This is a genomic window from Faecalimonas hominis, from assembly GCF_054660755.1.
In genome coordinates, this window is sequence record NZ_BAAHSH010000031.1 from 1 (window position 1) to 13,943 (window position 13,943).

The 13,943-nt window shown below is 41.0% G+C and carries 14 protein-coding genes; all 14 read right to left on the minus strand.

Going from position 1 to position 13,943, the window contains the following annotated elements:
* Window positions 1-188: 188 nt before the first annotated feature.
* Window positions 189-1,016, minus strand: a complete 828-nt coding sequence (locus ACYQ35_RS06250) for a purine-nucleoside phosphorylase (RefSeq protein ID WP_009462223.1) — start codon at window positions 1,014-1,016, stop codon at window positions 189-191.
* Window positions 1,017-1,032: 16 nt separating this feature from the next.
* Window positions 1,033-1,761 (minus strand): Crp/Fnr family transcriptional regulator, encoded by a 729-nt coding sequence (locus ACYQ35_RS06255; RefSeq protein WP_009462224.1) that lies wholly within the window; start codon window positions 1,759-1,761, stop codon window positions 1,033-1,035.
* Window position 1,762: 1 nt separating this feature from the next.
* The gene (gene add / locus ACYQ35_RS06260) at window positions 1,763-2,722 is read right to left on the minus strand and encodes an adenosine deaminase (RefSeq protein WP_459831263.1); all 960 of its coding nucleotides are present in this window, start codon (window positions 2,720-2,722) and stop codon (window positions 1,763-1,765) included.
* 75 nt (window positions 2,723-2,797) lie between these two features.
* On the minus strand, window positions 2,798-3,898 hold the full coding sequence (locus ACYQ35_RS06265) for a BMP family ABC transporter substrate-binding protein (RefSeq protein ID WP_040449355.1): 1,101 nt from the start codon (window positions 3,896-3,898) through the stop codon (window positions 2,798-2,800).
* A gap of 21 nt (window positions 3,899-3,919) precedes the next feature.
* Window positions 3,920-4,585, minus strand: a complete 666-nt coding sequence (gene deoC / locus ACYQ35_RS06270; RefSeq protein WP_459831266.1) for a deoxyribose-phosphate aldolase — start codon at window positions 4,583-4,585, stop codon at window positions 3,920-3,922.
* A gap of 12 nt (window positions 4,586-4,597) precedes the next feature.
* A complete protein-coding gene (locus tag ACYQ35_RS06275) occupies window positions 4,598-5,920 on the minus strand; it encodes a pyrimidine-nucleoside phosphorylase (RefSeq protein WP_009462228.1) in 1,323 nt (440 codons plus the stop codon).
* A 14-nt stretch (window positions 5,921-5,934) separates the two neighbouring features.
* The gene (locus ACYQ35_RS06280) at window positions 5,935-6,888 is read right to left on the minus strand and encodes an ABC transporter permease (RefSeq protein ID WP_459831270.1); all 954 of its coding nucleotides are present in this window, start codon (window positions 6,886-6,888) and stop codon (window positions 5,935-5,937) included.
* Window positions 6,889-6,892: 4 nt separating this feature from the next.
* Window positions 6,893-8,026 carry an ABC transporter permease gene (locus ACYQ35_RS06285; RefSeq protein WP_009462230.1) on the minus strand — a complete coding sequence of 378 codons (1,134 nt, stop codon included), beginning with the start codon at window positions 8,024-8,026 and terminating at the stop codon, window positions 6,893-6,895.
* Window positions 8,016-9,545, minus strand: a complete 1,530-nt coding sequence (locus ACYQ35_RS06290; protein ID WP_459831278.1) for an ABC transporter ATP-binding protein — start codon at window positions 9,543-9,545, stop codon at window positions 8,016-8,018. The genes ACYQ35_RS06285 and ACYQ35_RS06290 overlap by 11 nt, the downstream gene beginning before the upstream one ends.
* A gap of 23 nt (window positions 9,546-9,568) precedes the next feature.
* Window positions 9,569-9,982, minus strand: coding sequence for a cytidine deaminase (cdd, locus tag ACYQ35_RS06295; protein WP_009462232.1), 414 nt, complete (start codon window positions 9,980-9,982; stop codon window positions 9,569-9,571).
* A gap of 14 nt (window positions 9,983-9,996) precedes the next feature.
* On the minus strand, window positions 9,997-11,169 hold the full coding sequence (locus ACYQ35_RS06300; RefSeq protein ID WP_009462233.1) for a phosphopentomutase: 1,173 nt from the start codon (window positions 11,167-11,169) through the stop codon (window positions 9,997-9,999).
* Window positions 11,170-11,526: 357 nt separating this feature from the next.
* Window positions 11,527-12,717, minus strand: coding sequence for a site-specific integrase (locus ACYQ35_RS06305; protein ID WP_117603100.1), 1,191 nt, complete (start codon window positions 12,715-12,717; stop codon window positions 11,527-11,529).
* Window positions 12,718-12,793: 76 nt separating this feature from the next.
* Window positions 12,794-13,000, minus strand: a complete 207-nt coding sequence (locus tag ACYQ35_RS06310) for an excisionase (RefSeq protein WP_117603101.1) — start codon at window positions 12,998-13,000, stop codon at window positions 12,794-12,796.
* Window positions 13,000-13,943: replication initiation factor domain-containing protein (locus ACYQ35_RS06315; RefSeq protein ID WP_459831291.1), on the minus strand; the 944-nt coding region annotated here is incomplete at its 5' end. The genes ACYQ35_RS06315 and ACYQ35_RS06310, both read right to left, overlap by 1 nt.

Consider the following 13,943-nt stretch of genomic DNA (forward strand, 5'->3'; position numbering starts at 1 on the left):
GATTTCCGAACAAAGTGTTCTGGTATTGTCCGAATTAACGGCAGAGTTGGAAATACTCTCTCTATATAAAGCGATACGTCACTATGAAAATGAAATTTTTTTAAATTTTGTCAATCATACAAATGGGTAATGCGCCTTGAAAAAAGCAATAAAAAAGAGTTATGGCTCTCCATAACTCTTTTTCCCGTCTATTCCCCGATTCTTGTAATAATTCCCGTAATCAGTGTTTTAAATTGTTTTGCCACTCTGTCAGCAGTTTCCTGCACTTCTTTGTGGTTTAATTCTTCTTTTGACATTCCCGCCGCAAGATTTGTAATACATGAAATTCCACAGATCTCCATTCCCATATGACGTGCAGCCATTGCCTCACACGCTGTACTCATACCAACTGCATCTGCTCCCCACGCTCTCGCCATGCGGATTTCCGCAGGTGTTTCATAGTTTGGTCCCGTAAACTGCGCATACACACCTTCTTTTAAGTCAATTCCCTGCTCTTTTGCAGTTTCTCTTACGATTTCCTGCATCTTTGTGCTGTAAACTTCGCTCATGTCCGGAAATCTTACTCCTAACTCCTCTAAATTGGCGCCGATTAACGCACTCGGAACTCCTGTTGTGATATGGTCTGTCAGCATCATAAAGTCGCCCGGCTTAAAATCAAAGTTGACACCGCCTGCCGCATTTGTCAAAATCAATTTTTTTGCTCCCAAAAGTCCCATAAGTCTTGTCGGCAGTACAACATCAGACATTGGATATCCTTCATAATAATGCACTCTTCCCTGCATGATTACAACCGGAGTTTTGTCTACATAGCCAAAAACAAAACGTCCTTTATGTCCTGCTACCGTAGAGGTCGGAAATCCTTCAATGTCCGTATAGTCTACTGTCTGTACAATCTCTATTTCATCAGCATAATCTCCAAGTCCTGAACCGAGAATCAACGCTACCTCCGGACGGAAATCTACTTTTGCTTTTACGCTCTCCACGCAAGTCATTAATTTTTCGTATACTGGATTCATTATAAACTCCTTTCTGCTATTCAATATCAATAATTCGCATTATCTTATCTTTTAATTTTTTATATTGTTCGTAAGAAACGGTTATCTTATTCCCTTCCTTACTCACTAAGCCTTCCTCTGAAAATTTTTTCACCGCACGGTTAATGGTCTTTACACAAAGTCCCGTTGTATCGGACAGCCCCTGCCGTCCGCCCTGCACACGCAGAATTCCGTTTTTCGCATACAACTCGTATCTCTCTGTCAGAAGCATCGCCAGCCTGTCCGAGCCCTGTAAAAATAAATATGCCCTGCTTTTTCTGCCGTCTTCCAGCAAAGATTTTCCGGTCAGTTTCGCCTCTAACTTAAGTACTCTTAAATCTGATAAAAGCCATTTTTCATACTGCGCCTTCGGAATCTTCACAACCGTACACGGTGTGGCCGTTTCCAGCGTTGTCATATATGTGTCCAAATCCATAATAATTTCCATACCGCCCAGTGCGTGGACACAATCAAAACTCATAAAGTCATAAGTGATGCCGTAAATACGGTAATCTGTCGCCTTAATCATTCCTTTTCCCACAAAATATATTGTGTCAATCGGAGTATTTTCCCGTACAAATATCTCTCCCTTAGCCATCTCCTCAATCTGGAAGGAATCCATAAGCCATGCCGGAGCACTTTTAAAATAGTTTTCAAATTGTTTTTGTGTTTCCTTTTTACATTTTGCTAGAAACGGCAATACATTGTACAAATATTTGCACTCCATTTTATACTCCTCTCAGTCTTCTCCAAAGTTCTTCCTTAACAGAATCTTCCGCAAATGCGACATCAATGGCATTTCCCGTCAATTTTATCAGTTCATCATCTGTGATTCCATACTGTTTTTTCACAAACTCCATTTCTTTTTGCAGACTGGAATTGCTTACCGTTCTGTTATCGGTGTTAATCGTCACACGCAGCCCCGCATCAATAAATTCCCGCAGCGGATATTCTGAAGGGTTCTGCACTGACTTTGTCTGCAGATTGCTTATCGGACACATTTCTATTCCGATTCCTTTTTCTTTACATAATGAGATTCCGTCCCGATTGCCCCGAAGTGCAATTCCATGTCCGATTCTCGCAGCGCCACATTCCACTGACTGGATTACATTTTCCACTCTTCCGCATTCTCCTGCATGGATAGTGAAAGGAAGCCCCAGTTTTTTCGCCTCTCCAAACAATTCCACATAATTTTCCATCGGAAATGCAGCCTCATTTCCCGCTAAGTCCACGGCGCAAAGTCCTTCCCCAAGAAATTCTCTTGCCACTTTCATCATTTCCAGATTTTCCTCCTCAGAATGATGACGCATCGCACAGGCGATTACATTATAGAAAATATTGCACTCTTTCTTCGCTTCCTCCAAACCTTCAATAACGGATTGGATAACCCGTCTGCAATTCAGATGTTCATTTACCGACAACAGCGGAGCAAATCTCACTTCCACATATTGTACGTTATCTTTCTGCAAATCCATCAAAAATGCTTTGGACGCCTTTTTTAATCCCTCTTCCGTCTGTAAGCACTGTAGCGGCAAATCAAATTTCTCCAGATACTCCGCTAAATTTCTGCAATCCTCACTCACCTGCAATTCGCTTTGTCTCACTTCCCTGCCAAGCAATTCACTGACAGTCTGAATTGGCAGCGAACCGTCCAGATGACAGTGCAACTCCACTTTAGGTATAACCATACTGCACCTCCTTAAAACAGTATAAGCATCATACAACAAACGTGCAGATGCTTATACCTATTCTACATTTTCAAATTATTTGATTGATTCAACTTTTACAACTGATGTCGGTAAATCTTTTGCGTCTTTTGCTGCTGTGTCATTTGCAATTTTAATTGAACCATCTTTTAATCCACTGTATACTTTTTCGTACTCTTCTTTTGTGAATTTTTCAAATTTAGATGTTTCCATTGGTAACTGCACACCGTCATCTGCTGCACTTAATGTAATTGATTTTCCACCTTCAAATGATTTGTCATAGTATGAAGCAACTGCATTATAAACTGAATCACTTAATTTTTTCATTGCAGAAGTAATAACTGTATCAGATTCTACTGACTGGTCTACGTCTACACCGATAACTTTCTTTCCTGCACCTTCTGCCGCTTTCATAACAGAGTTACCAACTCCACCACCACAAGCGAAGATACATTCTGTTCCTTCACTGTACCAAGCAGCTGCTTTTGTCTGGTTTTCAGGAGAAGCATCAAAGTTTCCTACATATGTGTATTTGATGTCAATAGCATCTTTTGCTAATCCAAGTTCTTTTGCCGCTGCGTCAGCGCCCTGAACAAATCCATATCCGTAACGGATAACTGCAGGTACGGCGATTCCACCCATAAATCCAAGCTGTTTGTATCCTTCTTTAACTGCTGCATAACCTGCTAAATATCCTGCCTGTTCCTCAGCATAGAAGATAGAAAGAACGTTCTTTTCAATATGTGGTTTTTTGTCCTCTCCGATTGGCGCTGCATCAATAATAATAAATGTTACATCAGGATATTTTGTCTGTGCTTCAAAAATTGGTTTTTCAAATAAGAAACCTGGTGTTACAACAACTTTTGCCCCACCTTTTACTGCAAGGTCAATTGCTGTCAAACATGCTTTATCTGATTTTTCAGAAGGTTTGTAATATTTACAACTGATGTCTTTTTCATCTGCGTATTTTTTCAATCCTTCCCATGAACCCTGGTTAAATGATTTGTCATCAATTGTTCCTACGTCAGTGATTAACGCAAGTTCATATCCTCCTTTGTCACCTTTCTTGTCATCTGATTCTCCCGGTTTTTTTGCACAACCTGCCATACCAAGCACCATTGCACCTGCCAGAATTAAACTGATCAATCTTTTCTTCATCATTTCTTCCTCCTTTGATTTTTAATAATCTTTTACATTTTGCCCTTGAATAAGGGAAATTGCTGAACTTGTACCTATCCTGTCGCACCCTGCTTCCAGAAAGGCTTCCATATCTTCCACACTTTTAACTCCGCCTGCGGCTTTCATTTTTACATGTGGTCCGATATATTCCTTAAACAAAAGAATATCTTCCATTGTTGCTCCGGCAGTTCCAAATCCTGTGGAAGTTTTAATGTAATCTGCTCCCGCCTCCGTCACTGCTTTACACATAGCAATTTTTTCTTCTTTTGTTAAGTAACATGTTTCAATAATGACTTTTAAGATTCTGTCATCCACAGCCTGTTTTAAACTGCGGATTTCTTCTGTCACTTTATCAAAATCACCATTTTTTACATCTGTGATATTGATTACCATATCTACTTCTCCGACACCATCTTCCACTGCCTGTTCCACTTCGGCAAGTTTTGCCTTTGTCGTGCTGTATCCAAGAGGAAATCCTACAACTGTACAAATATTAATTTTGTCACCGTAAGTGTCGTGAATTCTTTTAATGTAGTTCGGCGGAATACATACAGACGCTGTCTGATATTCCAATGCCTCATCACATAACTTCTGAATATCTTCCCATGTTGCAAACGCTTTTAAGAGTGTATGATCCACATGGCTTAAAATTTCACTTGTTTTCATCTTCTCCATCTCCTAATATTTTTCTACTCCGTTTGGAGTTACTCTCGCATAAATTAACGGTTCTTCTTTTGGTGCTTCTGCCTGAATCACTACCGACTGTTGATATTTCTCCTCAGCGGCTTCAAAAAGACTATCATTCGACGTATATAAAACTGCCAAAACATCTCCTGCCTTTACACTGTCGCCCGTCTTTTTCTTTAAGACAATTCCCGCCGTGTAATCAATTTCACTGTCTTTCGTCTCACGTCCTGCACCCAGCATGGAAGAAGCAATTCCACAGCCCTCCGCATTCATATGTGTAATATGACCGTCCTTTTCTGCCAACACTTCCCGCTGATAAGGCGCTTTTGCAAATTTATCCGTATCGCGGATAACACCTGCATCTCCGCCCTGCGCTTCCACCATGGCAATCAGACGTTCCAAAGCATTTCCGCTTCGTATCGCTTCCTCTGCCATCTGTCTGCACTCTTCGATACTTCCCTTTTCAGCAAGATATAACATATTTGCCGCCAACTGCAGACACACTTCCGTCAAATCTTCCGGTCCGTTTCCTTTTAAGGTTTCCACCGCCTCAATCACTTCAAGGCTGTTTCCAATATTATGTCCCAAAGGAATATCCATATTAGTAATGAGAGCCACCATTTTCTTACCGGCATTTTCTCCAATGGAAACCATCTCTTTTGCCAGGGCAATGGAATCTTCCACTGTTTTCATAAATGCACCGCTTCCGGTTTTTACGTCTAAGAGAATTCCATCATTTCCCGCTGCAAGCTTTTTACTCATTATGGATACCGCTATAAGAGGTATGCTGTCTACCGTAGCCGTCACATCGCGAAGTGCATATAACTTCTTATCTGCCGGAGCAAGATTTCCTGACTGTCCGATTACGGAAAGACCTGTTTTATTTACTACTGCAAAGAAGCTCTCCCGGTCAAGCGAAGTCTGCATTCCCGGAATAGATTCCATCTTGTCCACCGTTCCACCTGTATGTCCCAAGCCTCGTCCGGACATCTTCGCCACTTTCACTCCGCAGGAAGCAACAATCGGAGCGATGATAAGTGTTGTCTTATCTCCCACACCGCCTGTGGAATGTTTATCCACTTTCATACCTTCAATGCCCGATAAATCGACCATATCTCCTGAATGCGCAACTGCGAGTGTCATTGCGAGCGTTTCCTCCTCTGTCATTCCCTGAAAATAAACCGCCATCAGAAACGCTGACATTTGGTAATCCGGAATTCTGCCATCTACATATTCTGTAATCATGTACTGGATTTCTTCTTTTGTCAAAGCCTCACCATTTCTTTTTTTCATGATTAAATCATACATTCTCATAGCGTTTTCCTCCTTTATCTCATTCCTTTATCGTAAGGAATGCCCTCTGCTTTAGGTGCCTGTGAATTTTTCGAGAAGAATGCAAGCACAATTAATGTAGCAATATACGGAATCATTTTATACACTTCGTTTGGAATTGGAAGACTTTTTAATACCGGAATTGCTGAGTACGCACTCGCCAATGTTTTCATTACACCAAAGAAAAATGCTGCCATGAAAATCTTATTACTTCTCCACTGTCCAAAAATCAATACTGCCAATGCTAAGAAACCGTATCCCGCAACGCTGGCGTTAAAGTTTGTTGAAGTAGGAACGATAAATACAAGTCCACCGATTCCCGCTAAAACACCTGAAATAATTACACCTGCGTAACGAATCTTATATACATTTACTCCGACAGAATCTGCTGCCCCCGGGTGTTCACCACAGGCACGAAGTCTTAATCCGAATCTTGTCCTCTTAATAACAAACGCTGCGATGATAAAAATTAAAATACCGAGATATGTTGTAATATAACTGTTTTGGAAAAATAATGGCCCGATAACCGGAATATCTCCTAATAACGGCACTTTATCAATCTGGAATGTATCCGTAAACTGAATCTGCTGTACACCCTGAATCATTCTCGCTACGAAAATCGCAAATGCCGGTGCAAACATATTAAGTGCAGTGCCGCTGATTGTCTGGTCTGCTTTCATATTAATAGAAGCAAACGCATGAAGTAAGGAGAAAATTCCTCCCGTAACTCCCGCAATCACCACTGCGAGCAACAACAGTCCCTGACCGCTCATTGAACCCTGCGCCATATTGATAAACAGGATACCGAAAAAAGCACCTATTACCATAATACCTTCTAAAGCAATGTTGATTACACCACTTCGCTCAGAATACATACCTCCAATTGCCACAATCAGAAGTGGAATTGCAAAAAACATTGTCTGCTGCATAATAAAATATACAATATCCATACTCTTATTCCTCCTTCTTCAGATTGTCTTTTTCGGATTTCTCAACCGCTTTGTCTTTTTCTTTTCTGAACTGAATTTTACTGATCAATCCTTTAAACAATAAAGATAAAGCGCCACAGTAAATGATTGCCGCAATAATCATGTCGATAACTTCCGGCGCAAAATCAAACAACTGCATGTTATAACCGCCAACCGTAAGATGTCCGATGAATAGTCCCGCAAACAAAATACCGATTGGATTTGACATTCCCAATAAAGCTACTGAAATTCCCGAAAATCCTTCAGGGGCAATAATGTCCAGTACCTGTAAATATTTTCCTGAGTTCGCAAGATATAACAATGCTCCGCCGATACCTGCCAAAGCGCCTGAAATTACCATAGAAAGAACAATGTTTCTCTTCGCATTGATACCTGCATATTTGCTTGCATTCTGGTTCTTTCCGCAGGCTTTCAATTCATATCCGAATGTTGTACGGTTTAAAATGATATAAACTAAAATAACAAACACAATGGCGATGATGATTCCCACGTTAATGTCTGTGTTTGGGAAAATCTTATCCAATCCCGCTTTCGGAAGGTTTGCTGTACTTGCCACTGCCATAGATTGATTTTTTACATGATCATAAATCAATTTCTGAATCAGAAGATTTACAAGGTACATTCCGATATAGTTCATCATAATAGAAGAAATAACTTCATTTACATTGCGGAACGCTTTTAAAAGTCCCGGTATCATTCCCCATAACGCTCCCGCCAAAGCAGCACCTGCGATGGCAACGAGGCAGTGGATTCCTGCCGGTAAAAATGTACATTTCACTCCGATTAAAACCGCAACAAAAGCACCAATTGTAAATTGTCCTGCCGCTCCGATATTAAAAAGTCCTGTCTGAAAAGCAAATCCTACAGACAAACCTGTCATAATAATCGGTGTCGCATAATAGAACATCTGACCGATTCCCTGTATTCCATCTGTAAATCCACCCTGAAGAATCATCATAAATCCGCCCGAAGCCTGACTCGGATTACTTAAAAGTAAAATAACAAGTCCAAAAAGCAATCCGCAAATAATCGCAAGAATTGAGGAACTGAAACTAATCATACCCTCTCTCTGAAAAAGACCTTTTTTCTTATACTCCATGGTTCACACTCCTTTTCGCTCCTGCCATGTATAATCCCAGTTCTTCTGTTGTAACTTCCTTCGGATTTACATCTGCAACAATTTCTCCCTCGTACATAACTAAAATTCTATCACTGACATTCATTACTTCGTCCAATTCTAATGACACAAGTAAAACTGCCTTTCCTGCATCTCTCTGAGCAATCAACTGTCTGTGAATGTATTCAATCGCACCTACATCAAGACCTCTGACAGGTTGTACGGCAATAACAATTTCAGGGTTTCTGTCTAATTCTCTGGCGATAATCGCTTTCTGCTGATTTCCTCCTGACATTCCGCGAACAATACTGTCTGCCCCCTGCCCTGAGCGAATATCAAATTTTTTAATCAGTTCTTCCGCATATTTGCGAATCGCATCGAATTTCAAGAAGCCGTGTTTTTGGAAACGCTCCGTAAAATATGTCTGTAGCACTAAATTTTCCTGAAGATTATAGTCTAATACCAAACCGTCTTTATGTCTGTCTTCCGGAATATGAGCCAGTCCGTCAAGACATTTCTTTCTGATACTCTCATGAGTAATGTCTTTCCCTTTCAAAAATATCTGTCCGGCATCTATAGGCATCATGCCTGTAATTCCATATACCAACTCAGACTGACCGTTTCCGTCAATACCTGCTATCGTAACAATCTCGCCTTTTCTGACAGTAAAGGATACGTCTTTTACCGCATCTTTTCCGTGTTTTGCCCTGATTGTCATATTTTTCACTTCCAAGATTGCATCGCCCGGTTCAGATTCCTTCTTATCAATAATGAAATTAACCTTTCTTCCAACCATCATCTCAGACATTTCCTCTTTAGATGTGTCTGCAACCTCGATTGTTCCAATGTACTTTCCTTTTCTTAAAACACTGCATCGGTCCGCAACTTCTTTAATCTCATTCAACTTATGTGTAATGAAAATAATAGACTTTCCTTCCTCCATAAGTTGTTTCATTACTTTCATCAACTCATGAATTTCCTGCGGTGTCAAAACGGCTGTCGGCTCGTCGAAAATCAAAATATCGTTGTCACAGTACAACATTTTCAAAATCTCTACCCTCTGCTGCATACCTACAGTAATATCTGAAATATACGCATCAGGATCAATTTTAAATTTGTATCGCTCACTCAACTCCATAATTTTCTTGCGGGCATTTTCCATTTTCAATACGCCGCCTTTTGTTGTCTCACGCCCAAGTACGATACTTTCCAAAACAGTAAAGTTATGCACCAATTTAAAGTGCTGGTGAACCATACCTATTCCTAACGCATTGGCATCATTTGGATTATTGATTTTTACCTCTTTACCGTTAATCTTAATCTGCCCTTTTTCAGGCTGATACAATCCAAACAATACACTCATTAGTGTAGATTTTCCTGCCCCGTTTTCTCCTAACAAAGCGTGGATTTCACCTTTTCTTACTCGCAGTGTAATGTCGTCGTTCGCTTTAAACTCTCCAAACTGCTTCGTAATGTGGTTCATTTCAATTACATATTCCACGTTTTTTCCTCCTTCTTTTTACTTTATTCCAAATCCGACGGGCAAAAACCATATGGCAGCATCTCTTTTAAACTCATCACTTTCATACCGTCTTTTCCGTCTGCAAGAATAATCTGAAATTCCTCCGGATTACAAAATTCCATCATGACCTGTCTGCAAACCCCACAAGGGGCACACAGTTCATCTGCATCTGTTCCTTCTTTTCCACCGACAATGGCAATTTTTTCAAATTCTGTATCTCCCTCCGAAACCGCCTTAAAAAACGCAGTGCGTTCCGCACAGTTTGTCGGAGTATAAGAAGCATTTTCTATATTACAGCCATGATAAACTTTCCCATCTTTTGTAAGCAACGCCGCTCCAACCTGAAATTTTGAATATGGAGCGTAAGATTTGAGGCGTGCTTTCTTTGCCTCTGTTAATAATTCCCGGTTCGTCATATACGCATACCTCTCTACTTATATATCTCACCCTTAAAACTTGTTCCGTCTGTTGTATTTTCTATTCCAAACATATCTAGAACCGTCGCTGAAATGTCCGCAAAAGTCTTTCGCGTGCCTAAATCCACACCCTCTTTGACAGAATCTCCATAAACCAAAAACGGAACACATTCTCTCGAGTGGTCTGTTCCCTTAAATCCCGGATCGCAGCCATGGTCTGCGGTAATCATCAAAATATCTTCCGGTTTCATTCTCTCCATGAATGTTCCAAGTTGTTCATCAAATGTTGTTGCAGCCTTTGCATAACCTTCAATGTCGTTTCTATGACCGTACATCATATCGAAATCAACTAAATTTACAAAACATAATCCGTTAAAGTCTTCGTCCTGCAGCGCAATTGTCTTTTCCATTCCGTCCACATTGTCCTTAATTCTCTGCGTATGGGCTATTCCTTTTCCCGCAAAAATATCGTAAATCTTTCCTACTCCGTATGTGTCATATCCTTCTCTCTGCAAAATATCCAGCATTGTGTCCTTCGGTGGCAACAATGAAAAATCATGTCTGTTTGATGTTCTCCTGAAGTTCGGCGCTGCATCTGTAAATGGTCGTGCAATTACTCTTCCCACTCCATGTTCGCCTGTAAGAAGTTCCCGTGCAATCTCACAGTATCGATACAGTTCTTCCACCGGAACAACATCTTCATGCGCTGCTATCTGGAAAACACTGTCCGCCGACGTATATACAATTAACTTCCCTGTGCGGATATGTTCTTCGCCATAATCACGAATAACATCTGTACCTGAGTACGGAAGATTGCAAAGAACTCCTCTTCCCGTTCTCTTTGAGAACTCATCTAGCAATTCTTTTGGAAAACCATTTGGATAGGTAGGAAGCGCCTGCGGTGAAATAATTCCCGCAATTTCCCAGTGACCTATTGTCGTGTCTTTCCCTCTTGAAGCTTCCTGCAGTCGTCCATAAGAACCTATTACATTCTCCACTTTCTCCAAATAATCAATTCCGTCAATACGGGAGAGTCCTAATTTGTTCATATTTGGCGTATCATATTCAGGAGACTGTGTAATTGTGTGCAATGTATTTGCACCCTCATCACCAAAGTCTGCTGCGTCCGGTGCATTTCCGATTCCAAAACTGTCCAGTACAATTAAAAATACTCTTTGTCTACCCACTATTTTTCTTCCTTTCTATGCTATTTCCGATTAATATAATTCGATTATATAGGATAATCACACTCAAAAAAAAGGACTTGTGTCCTTTTTCTTATTTTCTTTTAGAATAATCGTGATTATATCGGCTCTAAAATAAATGTTGGGGTGGATGATTTTAAATTAATCATCTATCCCAGCATTTTTCATTTATTATAAACTTAATATAGATTTTTGATTATCTTTTCATATCTTCTTATATGTCCGCAAGTCCTTATTTTATCGGCTTTGCGGACGTTTTCGTTATCGAAAGATACTTGCTTATCTCTGCATTTCTTCACATATCTTCATGGTCAAACGTGGTAAATATCGTGGTACGATTTAGGCTATCATGCTCTTTAATTCTGCCTTGACGCTTTCTGCTGACGCATGGGCATACAGGTTCAGCGTGATACTGATATTGGAGTGTCCCATGATATACTGCAAGCTCTTTGGGTTCATGTTCCTGTTTGCAAGTCGTGTACAGAATGTATGACGCAGGATATGCGGTGTTATCTTTGGCAGGCTGTCCTCATGGTACTTGTTGTACTTCTTTGTCAGATTGGAAAAGGTTACTGTATAATAAGCATTTGTCATTGGATAACCTTTCCTGTTCAGAAAGAGAAAACCGCTGTAACCGTCAATCGCTATCGGCTCTGTTTTCTTCCTCTCTGCCATGATACGTTTAAATGCCTGTTTTACTTCCTCACTCATGGGAACATCACGCACACCGCTCTTTGTCTTTGGTGTTTCTATGTAGTAGCCAATCTCTTTGCTGTAAAGTAGCTGGTGGTTCACATGGATAACTTCATTTTCAAAGTCAATGTCCTGTCTTGTCAGTCCGCACAGCTCCGAGATACGAAGCCCCGTCTTTAACAGTATCACGATTGCGTCATAATATTTTTGATATACCCTGTCTTTGCGGACAAAAGACAACAGTTTTTCTTCCTGTTCCTCTGTGAGTGCCTGTCGTGGCTTTCTGTCGTCCTCTATGACTTCGTTCAGCTTGAAATCAAAAGGGTTCTTCCTTACGAGGTCATCAGCTATGGCAATGTGGAATGACGCATTTAACGAGCGTTTATGGTTGCTTATGGTCTGATAGCCGTAGCCTTTCTCTTTCATGCGTAACGCCCATTCCTTAGCGTCTGAAAGACGTATGCTGGCAATACTCCTTGTCCCCAGCATATCGTCCTCTAATATCCGCATGAGCGTCTTTCTGCCTTGCTGGGTGCTTTTCTTTACGTTTGCCCTCTGTGCGTTCTGTTTGGCATAGAGCTGGCACAGCGTCATTTTTCCGCCTGTGGTGTCGATACCGTCCTGCAAGTCCCTTTGTATCTCCGCTTCCAGTTCCCTCAAGGATTTTCCGTTCCTCTTTCCTTTGGGTACGGGGTCTGTGGGTACAAGTTTCCATGAGTACACATATCTTGTCTGTCCCTGTGCGTCCACATATTTATACAAGTATCTTCCGTCTGCTCGCTGGCTCTCTCCCGTCTTTAACAGGCGACCTTTATTGTCACGTCTTTTTTCTGACATGGTTATCTGCTCCTTTCCTAAGAAAGAGCCTCGATATGACTTATGATGATAATATCACATACAAGGCTCTTTTTCACTAGATTGTGTCGATTTTGTCCAGCATTTTTTCAAACTGTTTTTTCTTGATGAGCAGTCGGTTTCCGTTCATCATATACCAGTTGCCGAACCTGTCCTGCTGGGCAAGTTGTCTTATCTTGTTCTGACCGACTGAAAAATACTGGGACGCTTCTTCTACCGTCATGGCGTATTTCTCCCATACGGGTACTTGAACATTATTATTCATCAAATACCCCCTTTTGCGTGTTTCGTATCATACTGGATATAGGGGATAAGGTCGGTGCGGTTTATCCTCTGTAAGTGTGCGGTTAATTTGCTGGAAAGGGAAGTGCTGTATCTTGCCTTATCCAGCATAGTTCCTACCCGTTCCAATCCGCCTAATGCGTCATGTTCTTCCAAGAAGTAGAAACTTTTTACAGCGGAAATCACGCCACCCTCTGTAAGCCATTGCTGTGTTTCTTCAAGGGAATTATGTTGTTTTGGTACTTGCAGTTTCAAGACTTCCACAGCCCCTAAAAAGCGTTCCCAAAATCTACACGTTTTCCACCTGCTCTTATTGCTTTCATTTCTGTTTGCTACGACAAAGCGTAGGTTGTTTGCCAATAGCCCGAAAGCCAGTTCCCCAAGTTCAAGCGGTCTGTCCTTGAATGTCATAGCAAAGGCATGAGCCTTATCATCACGCAGTTGCATTTCTGTCCGTTTCCAGCTCCCCACTTCATCAAGTGTCTTATTATATTTTGAACAGACTTCCTTATCCTTGTCATAAAAGCGGTAGGACAATCCCGACTTTCCAGCACCGATATAAACAGTTTTGGCGGTGTCAAAATCGTCAAACTTGCTTTCATCAAAGTGGTAGCCCTCACTATTGGAGATAAACTCCTCTTTTTCACATTTCTTCTTTATCTGCTCAATGGTAAAGAATGGTTTTTCATTCTTATCATCAATGGCAACATCAAGCCTTGTAAAATGATAATTGCCTGTCCCGTATCTTTTCTCACAGCGTCGGAACATATCTCCAAAGGTCAAACATTTATCTTCAAGGATACGGTAAATATCATCACAGCCTCTGCCAGTCATAACGAGATAACAGCCAAGCCCCTGTGGATTGTCCTCTGTCTTTCTTGCGTCCCCAGATACATAAATGTCCCCAATTTCCCAGCGTGTCTGAT